General features: G+C 59.0%; 14 protein-coding genes and 4 tRNA genes. 1 reads left to right on the top strand and 17 read right to left on the bottom strand.

Annotated features, from left to right (window positions below; translation table 11 throughout):
• Positions 1-5 precede the first annotated feature (5 nt).
• The 16 genes from fusA to BMX62_RS01505 all read right to left on the bottom strand — a co-directional run bounded on the left by fusA (position 6) and on the right by BMX62_RS01505 (position 16,986).
• Complete coding sequence (gene fusA, locus BMX62_RS01580) at positions 6-2,105, bottom strand: elongation factor G (RefSeq protein WP_090202984.1); 2,100 nt, start codon at positions 2,103-2,105, stop codon at positions 6-8.
• Positions 2,106-2,147: 42 nt separating this feature from the next.
• Positions 2,148-2,615: a 30S ribosomal protein S7 gene (gene rpsG / locus BMX62_RS01575; protein WP_090202982.1), complete on the bottom strand. Its 468-nt coding sequence runs from the start codon at positions 2,613-2,615 to the stop codon at positions 2,148-2,150.
• Between the two features lie 20 nt (positions 2,616-2,635).
• Positions 2,636-3,013 (bottom strand): 30S ribosomal protein S12, encoded by a 378-nt coding sequence (rpsL, locus tag BMX62_RS01570; RefSeq protein ID WP_008933192.1) that lies wholly within the window; start codon positions 3,011-3,013, stop codon positions 2,636-2,638.
• Between the two features lie 132 nt (positions 3,014-3,145).
• Positions 3,146-7,372 carry a DNA-directed RNA polymerase subunit beta' gene (gene rpoC, locus BMX62_RS01565; RefSeq protein ID WP_090202979.1) on the bottom strand — a complete coding sequence of 1,409 codons (4,227 nt, stop codon included), beginning with the start codon at positions 7,370-7,372 and terminating at the stop codon, positions 3,146-3,148.
• Between the two features lie 87 nt (positions 7,373-7,459).
• Positions 7,460-11,542, bottom strand: a complete 4,083-nt coding sequence (gene rpoB, locus BMX62_RS01560; protein WP_090202978.1) for a DNA-directed RNA polymerase subunit beta — start codon at positions 11,540-11,542, stop codon at positions 7,460-7,462.
• Positions 11,543-11,683: 141 nt separating this feature from the next.
• Positions 11,684-12,061, bottom strand: a complete 378-nt coding sequence (gene rplL, locus BMX62_RS01555) for a 50S ribosomal protein L7/L12 (protein ID WP_090202975.1) — start codon at positions 12,059-12,061, stop codon at positions 11,684-11,686.
• A gap of 49 nt (positions 12,062-12,110) precedes the next feature.
• Positions 12,111-12,635, bottom strand: coding sequence for a 50S ribosomal protein L10 (gene rplJ / locus BMX62_RS01550; RefSeq protein ID WP_202906176.1), 525 nt, complete (start codon positions 12,633-12,635; stop codon positions 12,111-12,113).
• A gap of 282 nt (positions 12,636-12,917) precedes the next feature.
• Positions 12,918-13,613, bottom strand: a complete 696-nt coding sequence (rplA, locus tag BMX62_RS01545; RefSeq protein WP_090202970.1) for a 50S ribosomal protein L1 — start codon at positions 13,611-13,613, stop codon at positions 12,918-12,920.
• A 1-nt stretch (position 13,614) separates the two neighbouring features.
• Entirely contained in the window at positions 13,615-14,046 is a 432-nt protein-coding gene (gene rplK / locus BMX62_RS01540) for a 50S ribosomal protein L11 (RefSeq protein ID WP_090202966.1), read from the bottom strand.
• Positions 14,047-14,154: 108 nt separating this feature from the next.
• Positions 14,155-14,688, bottom strand: coding sequence for a transcription termination/antitermination protein NusG (nusG, locus tag BMX62_RS01535; protein ID WP_090202961.1), 534 nt, complete (start codon positions 14,686-14,688; stop codon positions 14,155-14,157).
• A gap of 18 nt (positions 14,689-14,706) precedes the next feature.
• Complete coding sequence (gene secE, locus BMX62_RS01530) at positions 14,707-15,075, bottom strand: preprotein translocase subunit SecE (RefSeq protein ID WP_090202958.1); 369 nt, start codon at positions 15,073-15,075, stop codon at positions 14,707-14,709.
• Between the two features lie 45 nt (positions 15,076-15,120).
• Positions 15,121-15,196: transfer RNA gene (locus tag BMX62_RS01525), tRNA-Trp, on the bottom strand.
• Positions 15,197-15,325: 129 nt separating this feature from the next.
• The gene (tuf, locus tag BMX62_RS01520; RefSeq protein ID WP_090202954.1) at positions 15,326-16,516 is read right to left on the bottom strand and encodes an elongation factor Tu; all 1,191 of its coding nucleotides are present in this window, start codon (positions 16,514-16,516) and stop codon (positions 15,326-15,328) included.
• 48 nt (positions 16,517-16,564) lie between these two features.
• A tRNA-Thr gene (locus BMX62_RS01515) sits at positions 16,565-16,640 on the bottom strand.
• 22 nt (positions 16,641-16,662) lie between these two features.
• A tRNA-Gly gene (locus BMX62_RS01510) sits at positions 16,663-16,736 on the bottom strand.
• A gap of 165 nt (positions 16,737-16,901) precedes the next feature.
• A tRNA-Tyr gene (locus tag BMX62_RS01505) sits at positions 16,902-16,986 on the bottom strand.
• A gap of 186 nt (positions 16,987-17,172) precedes the next feature.
• Between BMX62_RS01505 and BMX62_RS01500 the strand changes: the two genes are divergently transcribed.
• Positions 17,173-18,102, top strand: coding sequence for a DHH family phosphoesterase (locus BMX62_RS01500; protein ID WP_090202950.1), 930 nt, complete (start codon positions 17,173-17,175; stop codon positions 18,100-18,102).
• A gap of 47 nt (positions 18,103-18,149) precedes the next feature.
• On the opposite strand, the gene ychF is transcribed toward BMX62_RS01500, so the two are convergent.
• Entirely contained in the window at positions 18,150-19,241 is a 1,092-nt protein-coding gene (ychF, locus tag BMX62_RS01495) for a redox-regulated ATPase YchF (RefSeq protein WP_090202948.1), read from the bottom strand.
• Positions 19,242-19,290: the final 49 nt, after the last annotated feature.

The following is a 19,290-nucleotide window of genomic DNA, read 5'->3' as shown; positions in this document are numbered from 1 at the left end:
GATCTTCAGGACGACTTCTTGATAACCGCTTCAGCCACACTGGTCGGCGCTTCTGCGTACTTGGAGAACTCCATGGAGTACACAGCGCGACCCTGGGTAGCAGAACGCAGGTCGGTGGAGTAACCGAACATCTCGGCCAGCGGCACTTCGGCGCGAACGATCTTGCCCGCCGGGGCATCGTCCATACCCTGCACCAGACCACGACGACGGTTCAGGTCACCCATCACGTCGCCCATGTATTCTTCCGGCGTCACCACTTCCACCTTCATGATGGGCTCCAGCAGTACGGCGCCCGCCTTGGCAGCGCCTTCTTTAAAGCCGATGGAGCCGGCGATCTTGAACGCAGCTTCCGAGGAGTCCACGTCGTGGTAGGAACCGTCGAACAGGGTGACCTTCACGTCCACCACCGGGAAGCCGGCGATGACACCGTTCTTGATCTGTTCCTGCACGCCCTTGTCCACGGCGGGGATGTATTCCTTGGGCACCACACCGCCGACGATGGCGTTGACGAACTCATAACCGGCACCGGCCTCAAGGGGCTCAATACGCAGCCAGACGTGACCGTACTGACCACGACCACCGGACTGACGCACGAACTTGCCTTCCTGCTCCACCGTCTTGCGGATGGTTTCCCGGTAGGCCACCTGAGGCTTGCCCACGTTGGCTTCCACCTTGAACTCACGACGCATGCGGTCGACGATGATGTCCAGGTGCAGCTCACCCATGCCGGAGATGATGGTCTGACCGGATTCCTCGTCGGTACGCACCTGGAAGGAAGGATCTTCCTGAGCCAGCTTGGACAGGGCCACACCCATCTTTTCCTGGTCGCCCTTGGTCTTGGGCTCCACGGCCACGGAGATCACCGGCTCGGGGAACTCCATGCGCTCCAGGGTGATGATGTTGTTCAGGTCGCACAGGGTATCACCGGTGGTGACATCCTTCAGACCCACCGCAGCGGCGATGTCACCGGCACGCACTTCCTTGATCTCCTCGCGGGAATTGGCATGCATCTGCACGATACGGCCAATACGCTCTTTCTTGCCCTTGACCGGGTTGTAAACGCTGTCACCGGACTGCACCACGCCAGAGTAAACGCGGAAGAAGGTCAGCGTGCCGACAAACGGGTCGGTGGCAATCTTGAACGCCAGCGCGGAAAACGGCTCGTCGTCAGTGGCATGACGCTCACCTTCGCTTTCGGCCGCGTCATCCAGGATACCCTTGATGGCCAGCACGTCGGTGGGGGCTGGCATGAACTCGATCACCGCATCCAGCATGCGCTGTACGCCCTTGTTCTTGAACGCGGTACCGCACAGGGCGGGAATGACCTCATTGCGCAGGGTGCGGGCACGCAGACCCTGCTTGATTTCCTCAATGGTCAGCTCGCCACCTTCCAGGTACTTCTCCATCAGTTCCTCGGAACCCTCAGCGGCAGCTTCCACCATGTGGTCACGCCACTCCTGACACAGCTCAGCCATCTCGGCTGGCACGTCCTTGGCCTCATAGCTCATGCCCTGGGTAGTATCATCCCAGTAAAGTGCCTTCATGGTCAGCAGATCCACCACGCCGGTGAAGCTGTCCTCGGCACCAATGGGCATCACGATAGGTACCGGATTGGCCGCCAGGCGATCACGAATCTGGCCAATAACCCGCAGGAAGTTGGCACCGGGACGGTCCATCTTGTTGACGAACGCCATCCGCGGCACCTGATACTTGTTGGCCTGGCGCCACACGGTCTCGGACTGGGGTTCCACGCCACCTACGGCACAAAATACGGCACAGGCGCCGTCCAGCACCCGCAGGGAGCGCTCCACCTCAATGGTGAAATCCACGTGCCCGGGGGTATCAATGATGTTGATGCGGTGTTCAGGGAACTGCTTGTCCATGCCGGACCAAAAACAGGTGGTCGCAGCAGAAGTGATGGTGATGCCACGCTCCTGCTCCTGCTCCATCCAGTCCATGGTGGCAGCGCCGTCATGCACCTCACCGAGCTTGTGGGACACACCGGTATAAAACAGAACACGTTCCGTCGTGGTCGTCTTGCCGGCGTCGATGTGCGCCATGATACCGATGTTCCGGTAGCGCTCGATGGGTGTTTTGCGTGCCACTTAAATTACCTCGAAAAGTCTTGTTTCCGACCGCCGGTTGCCTTACCAGCGGTAATGCGAGAAGGCCTTGTTGGCATCCGCCATGCGATGGGTGTCTTCACGCTTTTTCACGGCGGCACCCTTGCTTTCAGCAGCGTCCATCAGTTCGCCTGCCAGCTTCAGGGCCATGGATTTTTCGCCACGCTTGCGGGAGGCATCCACGATCCAGCGCATGGCCAGCGCGTTCTGACGCACGGCGCGCACTTCCACCGGCACCTGATAGGTGGCACCACCCACGCGACGGGATTTCACCTCGACCCGGGGACGCACATTTTCCAGGGCCTGCTCCAGCACCTGGATACCGTCGCCCTTCTTGGACTCAATCTGGGTCAGGGCACCGTACAGCACGCGCTCCGCAACGGACTTTTTGCCGTCGCGCATCACGGTATTGATGAATTTGGCGAGCAACTCGCTTCCGTACTTGGGATCGGGAAGGATGGTGCGCTTGGGAGCTTCAGATCTTCTGGACATGGTCTTATCTCAACGAGCCCTTAGGCCTTCTTGGGACGCTTGGCGCCGTACTTGGAGCGAGCCTGCTTACGGTTCTGTACACCCTGGGTATCCAGGCTGCCACGGACCGTGTGATAGCGCACACCCGGCAAATCCTTGACACGACCACCACGAATGAGCACCACCGAGTGTTCCTGAAGGTTGTGACCTTCACCACCGATGTAGCTGGAGACCTCGTAACCGTTCGTCAGGCGCACACGAGCGACCTTACGCAGCGCGGAGTTCGGCTTCTTCGGCGTGGTGGTATAGACACGTGTACACACGCCACGCTTCTGCGGGCAGGCCTCCAGGGCCGGCACGTTGCTCTTTTCCGTCGGGCGCTTGCGCGGCTTGCGCACTAACTGGTTAATTGTTGCCATGAAAGCGTTTCTCCTAGCCCAAAAACAACGACAGGCCGGACCTACCGGCCTGTCGAGGGTGCGATATGTTAGGCAGAGGGCCTGTCAGTGTCAAGACATGACGTGCCCTCTTACCCCCAAAAAACTGCTGCATTATTCTTCCGTAGTCCCGATACCACCCAAATCACCACCGGACTCTGACGTCACCGGTGTCTGGGAAGGCGTGGGGATCACTTCCGGCATGGCCAGGGTCAACCCCTGCCCATGGCGACGACGCCGCCGCTCCTTGTGGTAGGCCAGCCCGGAACCTGCCGGAATCAGGCGTCCCACGATCACGTTTTCCTTCAAACCCCGCAGGTCATCCCGGGCACCGCGCACAGCGGATTCGGTGAGCACCCGTGTGGTTTCCTGGAAGGAAGCCGCCGAGATGAAGGATTCCGTGACCAGCGAGGCCTTGGTGATGCCCAGCAGCACCCGATCATACAGGGGATGCTGCTTGTCCGGTCCCAGCATATCCATCTCTTCCACCACCCGGGCCCGATCCACCTGTTCCCCGGTGAGGAACCGGCTGTCACCCGGATAGGTGATTTCCACCTTGCGCAGCATCTGGCGAATGATCACCTCGATGTGCTTGTCATTGATTTTTACGCCCTGCAGACGATAAACGTCCTGAATTTCCTTGACCATGTATTCAGCCAGGGCAGTGACGCCCAGCAGGCGCAGGATATCATGGGGATTGGGTTCGCCGTCGGCAATCACTTCCCCCCGTTCCACATGCTCACCCTCGAACACATTGACCTGACGCCACTTGGGAATCAGCTCCTCATGGGTCTCATCACTTTTATCGTCGGTGATGATCAAGCGCTGCTTGCCCTTGGTATCCTTGCCGAAGCTGACAGTCCCGGAACGCTCCGCCAAAATGGCAGGCTCCTTGGGCTTTCTGGCCTCAAACAGATCGGCCACCCGAGGTAGACCCCCGGTAATATCACGGGTCTTGGAGGATTCCTGGGGAATACGGGCGATAACATCCCCCACCTCCACCGTGGCCCCGTCTTCCAGGTTGACGATGGCGCCGCTTTGCAGCACATAGTTGGCGGGAATCTCGGTCCCTGCCAGACATAGATCCTGTCCATTGGGTCCCACCAGCTTCACCATGGGACGCAGATCCTTGCCCTGGGCGCCACGGGACTTGGGATCGATGACCACAGTGGAAGTCAGGCCGGTGATATCGTCCACCTGCTTGTTCACCGTCACGCCATCGAGGAAGTCCTGCATGCGGATGGTACCGGCCACCTCGGTGATGATCGGATGGGTGTGGGGATCCCAGGTTGCCACTTCCTTGCCGGCTTCCACTGCTTCGCCGTCGACCACCAGAATGACCGCACCATAGGGCAGCTTGTAGCGTTCACGTTCACGACCGGCTTCGTCGATGACACCGATTTCACCGGAACGGGAGACTGCCACCAGGTTGCCGTGCTTGTTGGTCACCGTCTTGATGTTGTGCAGACGGATGGACCCCTTGCCCTTCACGGAAATACTGCTGGCGGCTGCGGTACGGCTGGCGGCGCCCCCGATATGGAAGGTACGCATGGTCAGCTGGGTGCCCGGCTCACCGATGGACTGGGCGGCGATGACCCCCACCGCCTCGCCGATATTGACCCGATGACCACGGGCCAGATCCCGGCCATAGCACTTGGCACAGATGCCGTGACGGGTCTGGCAGGTGATGGCGGAACGCACCACCACTTCATCCACACCGGCGGCTTCCATGGCATCCACGGCGTCCTCGTCCAGCAGGGTGCCGCGGGGCATGATCAGATCGCCGCTCAGGGACAGCACATCATTGGCCAGTACCCGGCCCAACACCCGCTCTCGCAGCGGCTCCACCACGTCGCCACCTTCGATGATGGGCTTCATGACGATGCCCTGATCGGTACCGCAATCCTGCTCGGTCACCACCAGATCCTGAGCCACGTCCACCAGACGCCGGGTCAGATAACCGGAGTTGGCGGTCTTGAGCGCCGTGTCCGCCAGCCCCTTACGGGCGCCGTGGGTGGAGATGAAGTACTGCAATACGTTCAAACCTTCACGGAAGTTCGCCGTGATGGGGGTCTCGATGATGGAGCCGTCCGGCTTGGCCATCAGGCCACGCATCCCCGCCAGCTGACGGATCTGGGCAGCAGAACCACGGGCACCAGAATCAGCCATCATGAAAATGGAATTGAAGGACGGCTGCTTGACCCGATTGCCTTCGGCATCTTGCACTTCGTCCTTGCCCAGTTTTTCCATCATGGCCCGGGCCACCTGGTCGTTGGTATGGGACCAGATATCCACCACCTTGTTGTAGCGCTCACCCTTGGTGACCAGACCGGAGGAATACTGCTCCTCAATATCTTTCACCTGGGTTTCGGCTGCCGTCAGAATCGTTGCTTTTTCATCCGGAATCACCATGTCGTTGATGCCGAAGGAAACGCCGCCCCGGGTGGAATACTTAAAGCCGGTGTACATCAGCTGGTCAGCAAAGATCACCGTTTCCTTCAGCCCCACCCGACGATAGCAGTGGTTGATCAGCCCGGAGATGGCCTTCTTGGTCAGATCCCGGTTGACGATTTCAAACGGCAGGCCAGGGGGCAGGATACGAGACAGCAGGGCGCGGCCCACGGTGGTCTGGTAGCGGGTCAGGATTTCCGAATGCTCGCCGTCTTCGTTCACCACCACTTCGCGGATACGCACCTGCACCCGGGCATGGAGTTCCACCACACCACTTTCGTAGGCCCGGTGAACCTCATCCACATCAGTGAACATCATGCCCTCGCCTTTGGCATTGATGCGCTCCCGGGACATATAGTACAGACCCAGTACGATGTCCTGGGACGGTACGATGATGGGCTCGCCGTTGGCCGGGGACAGGATGTTGTTGGTGGACATCATCAGGGCGCGGGCTTCCAGCTGCGCCTCCAAGGACAGGGGCACATGCACCGCCATCTGGTCACCGTCGAAGTCCGCGTTGAACGCGGCACAGACCAGCGGATGCAGCTGAATGGCCTTGCCTTCGATGAGCACCGGTTCAAAGGCCTGGATGCCCAGACGGTGCAGGGTCGGCGCCCGGTTGAGCATCACCGGATGTTCGCGGATCACCTCTTCGAGGATATCCCACACCTCCGGTCCTTCCCTTTCCACCAGCTTCTTGGCCGCCTTGATGGTGGTGGCCAGGCCGCGACGGTGCAACTTGCCGAAGATGAAGGGCTTGAACAGTTCCAAAGCCATTTTCTTGGGCAGACCGCACTGATGCAGGCGCAGGGTCGGACCCACCACGATCACGGAGCGACCGGAGTAGTCCACACGCTTGCCCAGCAGGTTCTGACGGAAACGCCCCTGCTTGCCCTTGATCATGTCGGCCAGGGACTTGAGGGGACGCTTGTTGGTGCCGGTGATGGCCCGGCCACGACGGCCGTTGTCCAGCAGGGCATCCACCGCCTCCTGCAGCATGCGCTTTTCGTTGCGCACGATGATGTCCGGGGCGTTGAGCTCCAGCAGGCGCTTGAGACGGTTGTTGCGGTTGATGACCCGGCGATACAGATCGTTCAGGTCGGAGGTGGCAAAGCGACCACCATCCAGGGGCACCAGGGGACGCAGATCCGGCGGCAGCACCGGCAGCACCGTGAGGATCATCCACTCGGGCTTGTTGCCGGACTCCAGGAAGGATTCGATCAGTTTCAGGCGCTTGGCCAGACGCTTGATCTTGGTATCGGAACTGGTTTCACGCACTTCCGTACGCAGGCGGTTGGCCTCCTGCTGCAAGTCCAGGGAACGCAGCAGCTCAAACACGGCTTCCGCACCCATCCGGGCATCGAACTCGTCGCCGTGCTCCTCGATGGCCTCCAGGTACTGCTCGTCGCTCAACAACTGACCTCGCTCCAGGGTGGTCATCCCCGGATCCACCACCACGAAGGCTTCAAAATACAGCACCCGCTCGATGTCCCGCAGGGTCATATCCAGCAGCAGGCCGATGCGGGACGGCAGGCTCTTGAGGAACCAGATGTGGGCCACCGGGCTGGCCAGCTCGATATGCCCCATGCGCTCGCGGCGCACCTTGGTCTGGGTCACTTCCACGCCGCATTTTTCGCACACCACACCGCGGTGCTTGAGGCGCTTGTACTTGCCACACAGGCACTCATAGTCCTTGATGGGGCCGAAAATCTTGGCGCAGAACAGGCCATCCCGTTCCGGCTTGAAGGTACGGTAATTGATGGTTTCCGGCTTCTTGACCTCGCCGAATGACCAGGACCGGATCATTTCAGGGGACGCCAGCGCGATCCGGATGGCATCAAATTCTTCCACCTGGCCTTGCTGCTTGAGTAGATTGAGAAGATCTTTCATCGATTCACCTCGATTGAGTCGGAGCGGACACGTCCTGATTGCCCGACGGGGCGGACGGAAGGTCCGCCCCCGTCATGTGGTCCTGGCTCAGTCCTGCTCCAGTTCGATATTGATGGCCAGCGAACGGATTTCCTTCATGAGTACATTGAAGGACTCGGGAATATTCGCTTCCATCCGGTGATCGCCGTCGACGATGTTCTTGTACATCTTGTTGCGGCCCTGTACGTCATCCGACTTCACGGTCAACATTTCCTGCAATGTATAGGCAGCGCCATAGGCCTCCAGGGCCCAGACTTCCATCTCCCCGAAGCGCTGGCCGCCAAACTGGGCCTTGCCCCCCAGGGGCTGCTGGGTCACCAGGCTGTACGGCCCCGTGGAACGGGCGTGCATCTTGTCATCCACCAGATGATTGAGCTTGAGCATGTGCATGTAGCCCACGGTGACCGGACGATCGAAAGAATCGCCGGTACGGCCATCATACAGGCTGGTCTGACCGGTCTCCGGCAGGCCCGCCAGCTTGAGCATATGCTTGATTTCATGCTCTTCGGCACCATCAAATACTGGGGTGGCCATGGGCACACCACGGCGCAGACGCTGGGCCAGTTCAATCACTTCTTCATCGGAGAGCAAAGACAGATCTTCCTTGCTGTTGTCCGGATCGTGGTTATAGACCTGATCCAGGAACTGGCGCAATTCGTCCACCTGGGCCTTGGCGTCGATCATGCGACCGATCTTCTGGCCCAGACCCTTGGCAGCCCATCCCAGATGGGTTTCCAGCACCTGCCCCACGTTCATGCGGGACGGCACACCCAGGGGGTTGAGCACGATATCCACCGGTGTACCGTCCTCCAGGTAGGGCATGTCCTCCATGGGCACAATCATGGATACCACACCCTTGTTACCATGACGGCCTGCCATCTTGTCACCAGGCTGCATGCGACGCTTCACGGCCAGATAGACCTTGACCATCTTGAGCACGCCCGGGGCCAGATCATCACCGGCGGTGAGCTTGGCCTTTTGCTCCTTGAAGCGCTTTTCAAACGCATCATGCTGCAATTTGAGCTGGTCCTGCATCAGTTCCAGCTGCTCATTGACCTCTTCGCTGCGCATGCGGATTTCGAACCATTTTTCCCGTGCCAATTCGCTCAGGTAGGTACGGCTCACCTTGGCACCATCCTTGAGGCCACCGGGACCACCGGCTGCCAGTTTGCCGCATAGCAATTTTTCCACCCGATCGTAGATGTCGTTTTCATAGATACGCAGCTGATCCTTGAGATCCTTGCGTACCGATTCCAGCGCCATTTCCTCGATCTGCAGGGCACGCTTGTCCTTTTCCACCCCGTCGCGGGTAAAGACCCGCACGTCGATCACGGTACCCTCGATGCCGGAGGAAACACGCAGGCTGGTGTCCTTCACATCCGACGCCTTCTCGCCGAAGATGGCGCGCAGCAGCTTTTCTTCCGGGGTCAGCTGGGTTTCGCCCTTGGGGGTCACCTTGCCCACCAGGATGTCTCCCGGCTTCACTTCGGCCCCTACATAAACGATGCCAGATTCATCCAGCTTGGACAGCAGGCTCTCGGACACGTTGGGAATATCGGCACTGATCTCCTCTGGTCCCAGCTTGGTATCCCGGGCCACACAGGTGAGTTCCTCGATGTGAATCGAGGTAAAGCGGTCTTCCTGCACCACCCGCTCGGAGATGAGGATGGAGTCCTCGAAGTTATAGCCATTCCAGGGCATGAAGGCCACCAGCATGTTCTGGCCCAGGGCCAGTTCCCCCAGATCCGTCGAGGAACCATCGGCAATCACATCACCACGGGCGATGACATCACCGACACGGACCAGCGGACGCTGGTTGATGCAGGTATTCTGGTTGGAGCGGGTGTACTTGATGAAGTTGTAGATGTCCACACCGGGTTCGCCGGCTTCGGTCTCGTCATCGTTGACACGCACCACCACCCTGGCCGCATCCACCGAGTCCACCACCCCGCCACGACGGGCCACGATGGAAGAACCGGAGTCAATGGCCACGGTACGCTCAATGCCGGTGCCCACCACCGGAGTCTCGGCACGCAGACAGGGCACCGCCTGACGCTGCATGTTGGAACCCATGAGGGCGCGGTTGGCGTCGTCATGCTCCAGGAACGGAATCAGCGCCGCCGCCACGGAGACGATCTGCTTGGGTGAAATATCCATGCACTGGATCTTGTCCGGGGTGGACATGGTGAACTCGTTCTGGAATCGGCAGGACACCAGTTCGTCCATCAGGTTGCCGGACTCGTCCAGGGTGGCGTTCGCCTGGGCGATGACGTAGTTGCTTTCCTCGATGGCCGACAGATACAAAATCTCATCCGTCACCTTGCCCTCTTCTACCCGCCGGTAGGGGGTTTCGAGAAAACCGTAACGGTTGGTGCGGGCGTACACGGCCAGGGAGTTGATCAGACCGATATTCGGACCTTCCGGGGTCTCGATGGGACAGACGCGACCATAGTGGGTGGGATGCACGTCACGGACTTCAAAGCCTGCCCGTTCCCGGGTCAGACCGCCAGGCCCCAGGGCGGAGATGCGCCGCTTGTGGGTGACCTCGGACAAGGGGTTGTTCTGGTCCATGAACTGGGACAGCTGGCTGGAGCCGAAGAACTCCTTCACCGCTGCCGCCACCGGCTTGGCGTTGATGAGTTCCTGGGGCATCAGCCCTTCGCTCTCGGCCACGCTCAGGCGTTCCTTGACAGCCCGTTCCACCCGCACCAGACCCACGCGGAAGACGTTTTCCGCCATCTCGCCCACGCTACGCACGCGACGGTTACCCAGATGGTCGATATCATCCACCTGGCCATTGCCATTGCGAATGTCGATCAAAACCTTGATCACATCCAGAATGTCATCGTTGTCCAGAACCCCAGGACCCACTTCTTCCTCGCGGCCCACACGGCGATTGAATTTCATCCGCCCCACAGCAGACAGGTCATACCGGTCCTCGGTGAAAAACAACCCCTGGAACAGATTTTCCGCAGCATCCTTGGTGGGCGGCTCACCCGGACGCATCATCCGGTAAATCTCCACCTGGGCCTCCAACTGGGAACGGGTGGTATCAATGCGCAGGGTATTGGAAATGTACGGCCCATGATCCAGGTCATTGGTGTACAGGGTACGGAAAGTTTTGCGCCCGGAACGACGAATTTTTTCCAGCAGTTCGGCGGTGAGCTCGTCATTGGCATTGGCCACCACTTCGCCGCTGTCCTCGTCAACAATGCCATGGGCGAGAATCTTGCCCACCAAAAATTCAGCGGGCACCTCCAGTGACTTCAGTCCGGCCTGCTCCATCTGACGCACATGCCGGGCGGTGATGCGGCGGCCAGACTCCACCAGGCGCTCGTCACCCACATAGATGTCAAAGGCTGCCGTCTCGCCCCGCAGGCGATCCGGTACCAGTTCCATCTCGAAACCTTCCTTGAGAAGATTGACGGTATTGGTCTCAAAAAAGGTTTCCAGAATGTCTTCTTCCTCTAGGCCCAGGGCGCGGAGCAACACCGTCGCAGGCAGCTTGCGGCGACGGTCGATACGCACATAAATGGCGTCCTTCTGGTCGAACTCGAAGTCCAGCCAGGACCCACGGTAGGGAATCACGCGGGCATTGAACAGCAATTTGCCAGAACTGTGGGTCTTGCCCTTGTCATGATCAAAGAACACGCCAGGAGAGCGATGCAGCTGGGACACGATGACCCGCTCGGTACCGTTGATCACGAAGGTACCATTCTCGGTCATCAAGGGCAGTTCGCCCATGTACACTTCCTGCTCCTTGATGTCCTTGACCACACGGGAACCCGCCGGGGCTTCCTTGTCGTAGATCACCAGGCGCAGCAGTACACGCAGCGGAGCGGCATAGGTCATGCCACGCAACTGACATTCCTTGACATCAAATACGGGATCACCCAAGCGGTAGCTGACGTATTCCAGTTCTACGGACCCGGAATAACTCACGATCGGGAACACCGACTTGAAGGCGGCGTGCAGGCCCACCTCATCGCGGCCCTGACGGGGCTCGCTCATCTGCAGGAACTGACGGTAGGAATCAATCTGCGTGGCCAGCAGATAGGGGACATCGAGGATCTGGGGCCGTTTGCCGAAATCCTTGCGGATGCGCTTCTTCTCGGTGTAGCTATAAGCCATTGTGATTCCTCACACTAGAATCGACACGCCACCCTTGTGTGCGGGGTGAGGTGGAGCAAGCAGCAAGAGGCCGGCGGTGTATCACCGCCAGCCCCCGGGTGTCACGCGACCAGGTCGCGAAACAAAGACCAGACCAACGCCTTACTTGAGTTCGACGCTGGCGCCGGCTTCTTCCAGTTCCTTCTTGATCTTCTCGGCTTCTTCCTTGTTCACGCCTTCCTTCACGGTGGCGGGCGCGGATTCGACCATATCCTTGGCTTCCTTCAGACCCAGACCGGTCAGGCCGCGGATGACCTTGATCACGTTGACCTTGTTGGCGCCGAAGCTGGTCATGACGACGTCAAACTCGTCCTTGACTTCAGCAGCAGCTTCGCCACCGGCGGCAGCAACGGGGGCGGCAGCCACGGCAGCAGCAGCGCTCACACCAAACTTTTCTTCCATTGCGGAAATCAGATCAACGATTTCCAGGACGGTCATGTTGGAAATGGTTTCCAGGATTTCTTCTTTCGAAACAGCCATGGTTAACTCCTAAGTAGGGTGTGATACCCGATTCGGTTCAAAAATAAGCTCAGGCAGATGCCTGTTTCTGGTCGCGAATAGCGGCCACAGTGCGAACAAACTTGCCCGGGACTTCGTTGAGGGTGCGCGCGAACTTGTCGAGCGGCGCCTTCATCACAGCCATGAGCAGGCTGATGGCCTGATCGTGGGTCGGCATGCTGGCCAGACGATCCAGTTCACCCGGACCCAGCAGCTGTCCACCCACGGACACCATCTTGCACTCCAGCTTCGCGTGACTCTTGGCAAAGTCCTTGACCAGTCTTGCAGCAGCACCCGGATCTTCCTGGGAAAAGGCCAGAACCAGAGGTCCGACCATGCCTTCCTGCATGCACTGGAAATCGGTTCCCTCAACCGCACGACGGGCGAGGGAGTTCTTCACCACCCGCAGATAGACGCCGGACTCACGCGCTTTTTTGCGCAGTTCGGTCATCTCACCCACGGAAAGTCCGCGATATTCAGCCGCAACGGCTGAATGAGCGCTGGCGGCCACCGCGGCGACCTCAGAGACAATCGCCTTCTTGTCTTCGAGATTCAGTGCCACGGACATACCTCCTGTTTGACGTCAAGGGCTTGCGCCGATGACGCTGAGTGATAAAGTCGGAAGGCATAATGCCCCCCAACTACCTTTACGGCGTACCCTTGGCAGGAAGAACCTGAATCGGGAGACACCGTCTGCGCAGGCGGACCTGAAACTTCCATTAAGTCCCGGCAACCGGGACGCCTGCGGTCTTGGACGGATGCCGGCTTGCGCCGGCAGCCCCACCCAAACTTGAAACCTTCAAATACCCCACCCCAACAGGGGCAGGGGCGGATGCCATTACAGCGCCAGTGAACTTTGATCCACCGGCAGACCGGGGCCCATGGTGGTGGACACGGTCACCCGCTTCATATACACGCCCTTGGCAGCAGCCGGCTTGGCCTTCATCAGATCCCCCAGCAGGGCCATCAGATTTTCTTCCAGCGCCTTGGGTTCAAAGCCCACATTGCCGATGGTGCAGTGAATGATGCCGCCCTTGTCGGTGCGATAGCGTACCTGACCCGCCTTGGCATTTCTCACCGCGCCGGCCACATCGGCAGCCACCGTGCCTACCTTGGGGTTGGGCATCAGGCCACGGGGACCCAGGATCTGGCCCAGCTGACCGACCACACGCATGGCGTCAGGGCTGGCGATCACCACATCAAAGTTCAGATTGCCGGCCTTCACTTCGGCGGCCAGATCATCCATGCCGACGATGTCGGCACCGGCTTCACGGGCAGCATCAGCATTGGCGCCCTGAGTGAACACCGCCACCCGCACGCTCTTGCCGGTACCATTGGGCAGCACGGTGGAACCACGTACCACCTGATCGGACTTACGCGGGTCCACACCCAGATTCACCGCCACGTCCACGGACTCACTGAACTTGGCAGAAGCCGTGTCCTTCAGCAGTTGCAGGGCTTCGGATACCGGATACAGCTTGCCCGGCTCGACCTTCTCGCGGATCGCCCGCATGCGCTTGCTCAGCTTTGCCATCTCACATGCCCTCCACGTCAAGACCCATACTGCGCGCACTGCCGGCGATGGAACGCACGGCGGCATCCAGATCCGCAGCGGTCAGATCGGGCATTTTGGTGCGGGCAATTTCTTCCACCTGCTCACGGGTCACCTTGCCCACCTTGGCGGTATTGGGTGTCGCAGAACCCTTGGGCACACCGGCGGCCTTGCGCAGCAGCACGGAAGCCGGGGGGGTCTTGGTGATAAAGGTGAAGGAACGGTCGGAATAGACGGTGATCACTACCGGAATCGGCAGGCCCGGCTCCAGATTTTGGGTCTGGGCATTAAAAGCCTTACAGAATTCCATGATGTTGACGCCACGCTGACCCAGAGCAGGGCCGACGGGGGGACTGGGATTGGCCTTACCAGCGGCCACCTGAAGCTTGATGTAAGCTTCAATTTTCTTAGCCATGACATGAACTCCTGAATGTGGGTGCTAGCGCCTTTCGGCTCCCCTGAGGAAAAGCGGCAGGCCCCGGAGTTGCCCAGGACCTGCCGCGATTCGGTGATTCCAACGAAATTAAACTTTTTCGACCTGGTGAAACTCCAGCTCCACGGGCGTGGAGCGGCCAAAAATCTGGACCGCTACCAAAAGGCGGTTTTTGTCGTAATTGACTTCTTCCACGACAGCATTGAAGTCGTTGAAGGGGCCGTCGGTGACCCGAACCACTTCGCCCGGCTCGAACAAGACCTTGGGACGAGGCTTTTCTGCACCCTCCTGCATACGCTGCAGGATGACATCGGCTTCCTTGTCGGAGATGGGTGTAGGACGGTCAGCATTGGCACCGATAAAGCCCAACACCTTGGGGACACTCTTGACAAGATGCCAGGTATCTTCGTCCATCTCCATGTGGACCAGAACATAACCGGGGAAGAACTTGCGTTCGCTCTTGCGTTTTTGTCCATCCCGCATCTCCACCACTTCTTCGGTGGGCACGAGGATGTCCCCAAATTTATCCTGCATATCAAAACGGGCGACGCGCTCCTTGAGCGAGCGCTTCACCTGATTTTCAAAACCGGAATATGCATGGACGACATACCAACGCAGGGCCATCTTGACTTCCTAAATTGCTCAGCGGATAAATTCGCGAATCGACCACCCTAAAAACATGTCGATCAGCCACAGCATGATCGCCACGAGGATGGTCACCGCCAGGACGACCAAAGAGGTCTGCAGGGTCTCGACCCGGGTGGGCCAGACCATTTTGCGGACCTCGGTACGGGAATCCTGAAGAAACCCCGCCAGCGCCCGACCCTTGGCAGTAGTAAATACAATACCCACCGCGATGCCGCTGATGGCCAACAGGCCCAGCACACGGAAGAGGGTCGACTCGTCCGAAAACCAATAAAAGCCGATGACGCCCGCCACCAGCAGGCCAACGGCCACCAGGAGCTTGACGGTGTCGAAACCGGCACCTTCTACTTCCGCTTTACCTGCCATGGGATAGAACTTGACCCGGTTGCAATCGCAACTGCCTGCGAGAGATGGCAGGCCAGGAGGGACTCGAACCCCCAACCTGCGGTTTTGGAGACCGCTGCTCTGCCAATTGAGCTACTGGCCTGTAACAACCGATACAAACGCCTTGCCCTGGGGTTCAAACCCGGCACCTGTTTCAGGTGCCGGATTCAGTGCCATCGGACCGGGCTATTGTACCGCCTCGGCGGATGATTCCGCCAGCACTTCTTACTGCTTACTCGATGATCTTGGCGACCACGCCGGCGCCGACGGTACGGCCACCTTCACGGATCGCAAAGCGCAGACCGTCTTCCATCGCAATGGGGGCGATCAGGGAAACGGTCATCTTCACGTTGTCACCGGGCATCACCATCTCGATGCCTTCCGGCAGATCGCAGGAACCGGTCACGTCCGTGGTACGGAAGTAGAACTGCGGACGGTAGCCGTTGAAGAACGGGGTGTGACGACCACCCTCTTCCTTCGACAGCACGTACACTTCCGCTTCGAACTTGGTGTGCGGGGTAATGGAGCCGCTCTTGCACAGCACCTGGCCACGCTCCACTTCGTCACGCTTGGTGCCACGCAGCAGCACGCCCACGTTGTCACCCGCCTGACCCTGATCCAGCAGCTTGCGGAACATTTCCACGCCGGTCACGGTGGTCTTGATGGTGTCGCGGATACCCACGATGGAGACTTCGTCACCCACCTTGACAATACCGCGCTCGATACGGCCAGTCACCACTGTACCACGACCAGAGATGGAAAACACGTCTTCCACCGGCATCAGGAACGCACCGTCGATGGCACGCTCCGGCTCCGGAATGTAATCATCCAGGGCCGCAATCAGCTTGTCGATGGCCGGCATGCCGATGTCGGAGGTGTCACCTTCCAGGGCCTTGAGGGCAGAACCGACAACGATCGGGGTGTCGTCACCAGGGAAGTCATAGCTCGACAGCAGGTCGCGCACTTCCATTTCCACCAGCTCCAGCAGCTCGGCATCGTCCACCATGTCGGCCTTGTTCAGGAACACGACAATGTAGGGCACGCCCACCTGACGGGCCAGCAGAATGTGCTCACGGGTCTGGGGCATCGGGCCGTCCGCGGCAGACACCACCAGAATCGCGCCGTCCATCTGTGCCGCACCGGTGATCATGTTCTTCACGTAGTCGGCGTGACCGGGGCAATCCACGTGGGCATAGTGACGGTTGTCGGACTCGTACTCCACATGGGACGTAGCAATGGTAATACCGCGAGCGCGCTCTTCCGGGGCGTTGTCGATCTGGTCGTAGCCACGGACCTCACCACCATACTTCTTCGCCTGAACCACCGTCAGCGCCGCCGTCAGCGTGGTCTTGCCATGGTCAACGTGACCAATGGTGCCCACGTTCACGTGCGGCTTATTACGCTCGAATTTTTCCTTCGACATGGTCTAGCACCCCGGTTGAAGTTCTTGCTGTACACAAAAAATAAATGATGGAGCCCATAACCGGACTTGAACCGGTGACCTCTTCCTTACCAAGGAAGTGCTCTACCGACTGAGCTATATGGGCCGGACTTTAATAACCATGCTGTTGGAGCGGGTGATGGGAATCGAACCCACATCATCAGCTTGGAAGGCTGAGGTTCTACCATTGAACTACACCCGCGGAACCCCGCTTTGCCGACGGCGCCATGATCGCTCTGCCGACATCTGCCTTGCCGGCCACATCGTGACACGACACACTAAAGTCAAATACTTTAACTTCCATCGCTCAGGAAGCAATCCCGGCGCCATCAACTGTGTGCAGTGACCAACGCCGGGACCAAAAATCTGGTGGAGGGGGAAGGATTCGAACCTTCGAAGGCTGAGCCAGCAGATTTACAGTCTGCCCCCTTTGACCGCTCGGGAACCCCTCCAAGGGTGAAAGCCGGTGATTATTCCCATCCCCGGATCAGGTGTCAAGCATTAATTTCCACTATCGGTGATTTTTTCCGACCATTCGCCGGATGCGGTTGCAAAAAACAGCAACAATCATTGGCCGTTGACGGGCAACTGGTTATCATGGCACAAACCTGTATAGCCACCCAGCGGGAGATTACCTGATGCCTCAACAGCCTTTTCGTCTGGTCACGCGTAGCGATTTTGATGGCCTGGTCTGCGCGGTTTTGCTCAAGCATCTAGGGCTGATTGAAGACATACTTTTCGTGCACCCAAAGGACATGCAGGACGGCAAGGTGGACATCACTGCCCAGGACATCACGACAAACCTTCCCTATGTGGAAGGCGTACACTTGGCTTTTGACCATCACCTGTCAGAAACCCTGCGCAACCAGCAGCGGGACAATCACATCATCGACCCGGATGCCCCATCGGCAGCGCGGGTGGTGTGGCGTCACTACGGTGGGCACGATGCCTTTCCCCCGGCCTGGGACGAAATGATGGCGGCGGTGGATAAAGGGGATGCCGCCCGATTCGATCTGGAGGAAGTGCTTAATGCCAGGGGATGGGTACTGCTGAATTTCCTGATGGATGCCCGCACCGGGCTGGGCCGATTCCGGGAATTTCGCATTTCCAACTATGCCCTGATGATGGATCTGATCGATTACTGCAAAAACCACGGCATTGACGATATCCTGTCCCTGCCCGACGTGAAGGAACGGGTGGACCTGTATTTTGAGCACGAAGCACGCTTCAAGGAACAGATCCAGCGCTGTGCCACCGTACATGGCAATCTGGTGGTACTGGATCTGCGCCAGGAAGACACCATCTGGGCCGGTAACCGTTTCATGATTTACGCCCTCTTCCCCCAGTGCAACATTTCCATCCACGTCATGTGGGGGGTCAGACGTCAAAATACCGTGATGGCGGTGGGCAAATCGATTTTTGACCGCAGCTCCCGGACCAACATCGGTGAACTGATGCTGGAATATGGTGGCGGCGGCCATCAGGCAGCCGGCACCTGTCAGATCGATAACGACCGGGCTGATACCGTGCTCAAGGAACTGATCGCCCGCATCAACCAGGACGGCTGACCCACCAAAGGGTGTTTGTCAAGGGTGTGGAGACCGACTCCACGCCCTCAAACATTAAACCGGAAGTGCACCACGTCCCCTTCCTTCATCGTATATTCCTTGCCTTCCAGACGCCATTTGCCGGCATCCTTGGCGCCCTGCTCACCCTTGCAGTGGACGAAATCGTCGTAGGCAATCACTTCGGCACGGATGAAGCCTTTTTCAAAATCCGTATGAATAGCCCCGGCGGCCCTGGGCGCGGTGGCTCCCCGCTTGACGGTCCAGGCCCGGACTTCCTTGACCCCGGCAGTGAAAAAGGTTTGCAGGCCCAATAATTCATAGGCAGCCCGGATCACTCGATCCAGTCCGGCTTCCTCCAGACCCATTTCCCCCAGAAATTCGGCCTTGTCGGCCTCATCCAACTGGGCAATCTCCGCTTCCATGGCAGCACAGACCGGCACCACCTGGGCCTGTTCTGTAGCGGCATGTTCCCGCACCCGCGCCAACAGCGGGTTATTGTCGAAGCCATCCTCATTGACATTGGCAATATACATGGTGGGCTTGGCAGTGATGAGTTGCAATTCCTTGAGCAGCAGGCGCTCATCATCATCCAGCGGGGTACTGCGGGCAGGACGACCCTCAGCCAGCACGGCCTGTACCTTCTCGGCCACCTGCTTGCGGGCAATGGCATCCTTGTTGCCCGACTTGGCATTGCGGGTCAGGCGGGTCAGGGCCTTGTCCACGGTTTCCAGGTCTGCCAAAGCCAGTTCGGTATGAATCACCTCAATGTCGGAGAGGGGATCCACCTGGCCCGCCACGTGAATCACATCGTCATTTTCAAAACAGCGCACCACATGAGCAACCGCGTCGGTCTCACGGATATGGGCCAAAAACTGATTACCCAGACCCTCTCCCTTGGAAGCCCCGGCCACCAGCCCGGCAATGTCCACAAATTCCACGGTGGTGGGCAGCACCCGTTCCGGGGAAACGATGCCGGCCAGAACCCTAAGCCGGGGATCAGGCACCGGTACCACGCCCACATTGGGGTCGATGGTGCAGAAAGGGTAGTTTTCCGCCTGAATACCCGCCTTGGTCAGGGCGTTGAAGAGGGTGGATTTGCCCACATTGGGCAGGCCAACGATGCCGCATTTCAAGCTCATGGAAGGGTCCGGGTAAGATCAGGTGAAATCAGAAAATGAAAAAGGGGGC

It is taken from the genome of Ectothiorhodospira magna, from assembly GCF_900110965.1.
Taxonomy (GTDB): Bacteria; Pseudomonadota; Gammaproteobacteria; order Ectothiorhodospirales; family Ectothiorhodospiraceae; genus Ectothiorhodospira; species Ectothiorhodospira magna.
The sequence above is the reverse complement of the archived record's forward strand: the minus strand, read 5'-3'. Positions and strand labels throughout refer to the sequence as shown.

Bases quoted from the DNA above. Each gene is read 5' to 3' on its own strand.
- rpsG (WP_090202982.1), bottom strand. From the start codon at position 2,615: ATGTCCAGAAGATCTGAAGCTCCCAAGCGCACCATCCTTCCCGATCCC.
- rpsL (WP_008933192.1), bottom strand. From the start codon at position 3,013: ATGGCAACAATTAACCAGTTAGTGCGCAAGCCGCGCAAGCGCCCGACG.
- rpoC (WP_090202979.1), bottom strand. From the start codon at position 7,372: ATGAAAGATCTTCTCAATCTACTCAAGCAGCAAGGCCAGGTGGAAGAA.
- rpoB (WP_090202978.1), bottom strand. From the start codon at position 11,542: ATGGCTTATAGCTACACCGAGAAGAAGCGCATCCGCAAGGATTTCGGC.
- rplL (WP_090202975.1), bottom strand. From the start codon at position 12,061: ATGGCTGTTTCGAAAGAAGAAATCCTGGAAACCATTTCCAACATGACC.
- rplA (WP_090202970.1), bottom strand. From the start codon at position 13,613: ATGGCAAAGCTGAGCAAGCGCATGCGGGCGATCCGCGAGAAGGTCGAG.
- rplK (WP_090202966.1), bottom strand. From the start codon at position 14,046: ATGGCTAAGAAAATTGAAGCTTACATCAAGCTTCAGGTGGCCGCTGGT.
- nusG (WP_090202961.1), bottom strand. From the start codon at position 14,688: ATGGCCCTGCGTTGGTATGTCGTCCATGCATATTCCGGTTTTGAAAAT.
- secE (WP_090202958.1), bottom strand. From the start codon at position 15,075: ATGGCAGGTAAAGCGGAAGTAGAAGGTGCCGGTTTCGACACCGTCAAG.
- tuf (WP_090202954.1), bottom strand. From the start codon at position 16,516: ATGTCGAAGGAAAAATTCGAGCGTAATAAGCCGCACGTGAACGTGGGC.
- BMX62_RS01500 (WP_090202950.1), top strand. From the start codon at position 17,173: ATGCCTCAACAGCCTTTTCGTCTGGTCACGCGTAGCGATTTTGATGGC.
- ychF (WP_090202948.1), bottom strand. From the start codon at position 19,241: ATGAGCTTGAAATGCGGCATCGTTGGCCTGCCCAATGTGGGCAAATCC.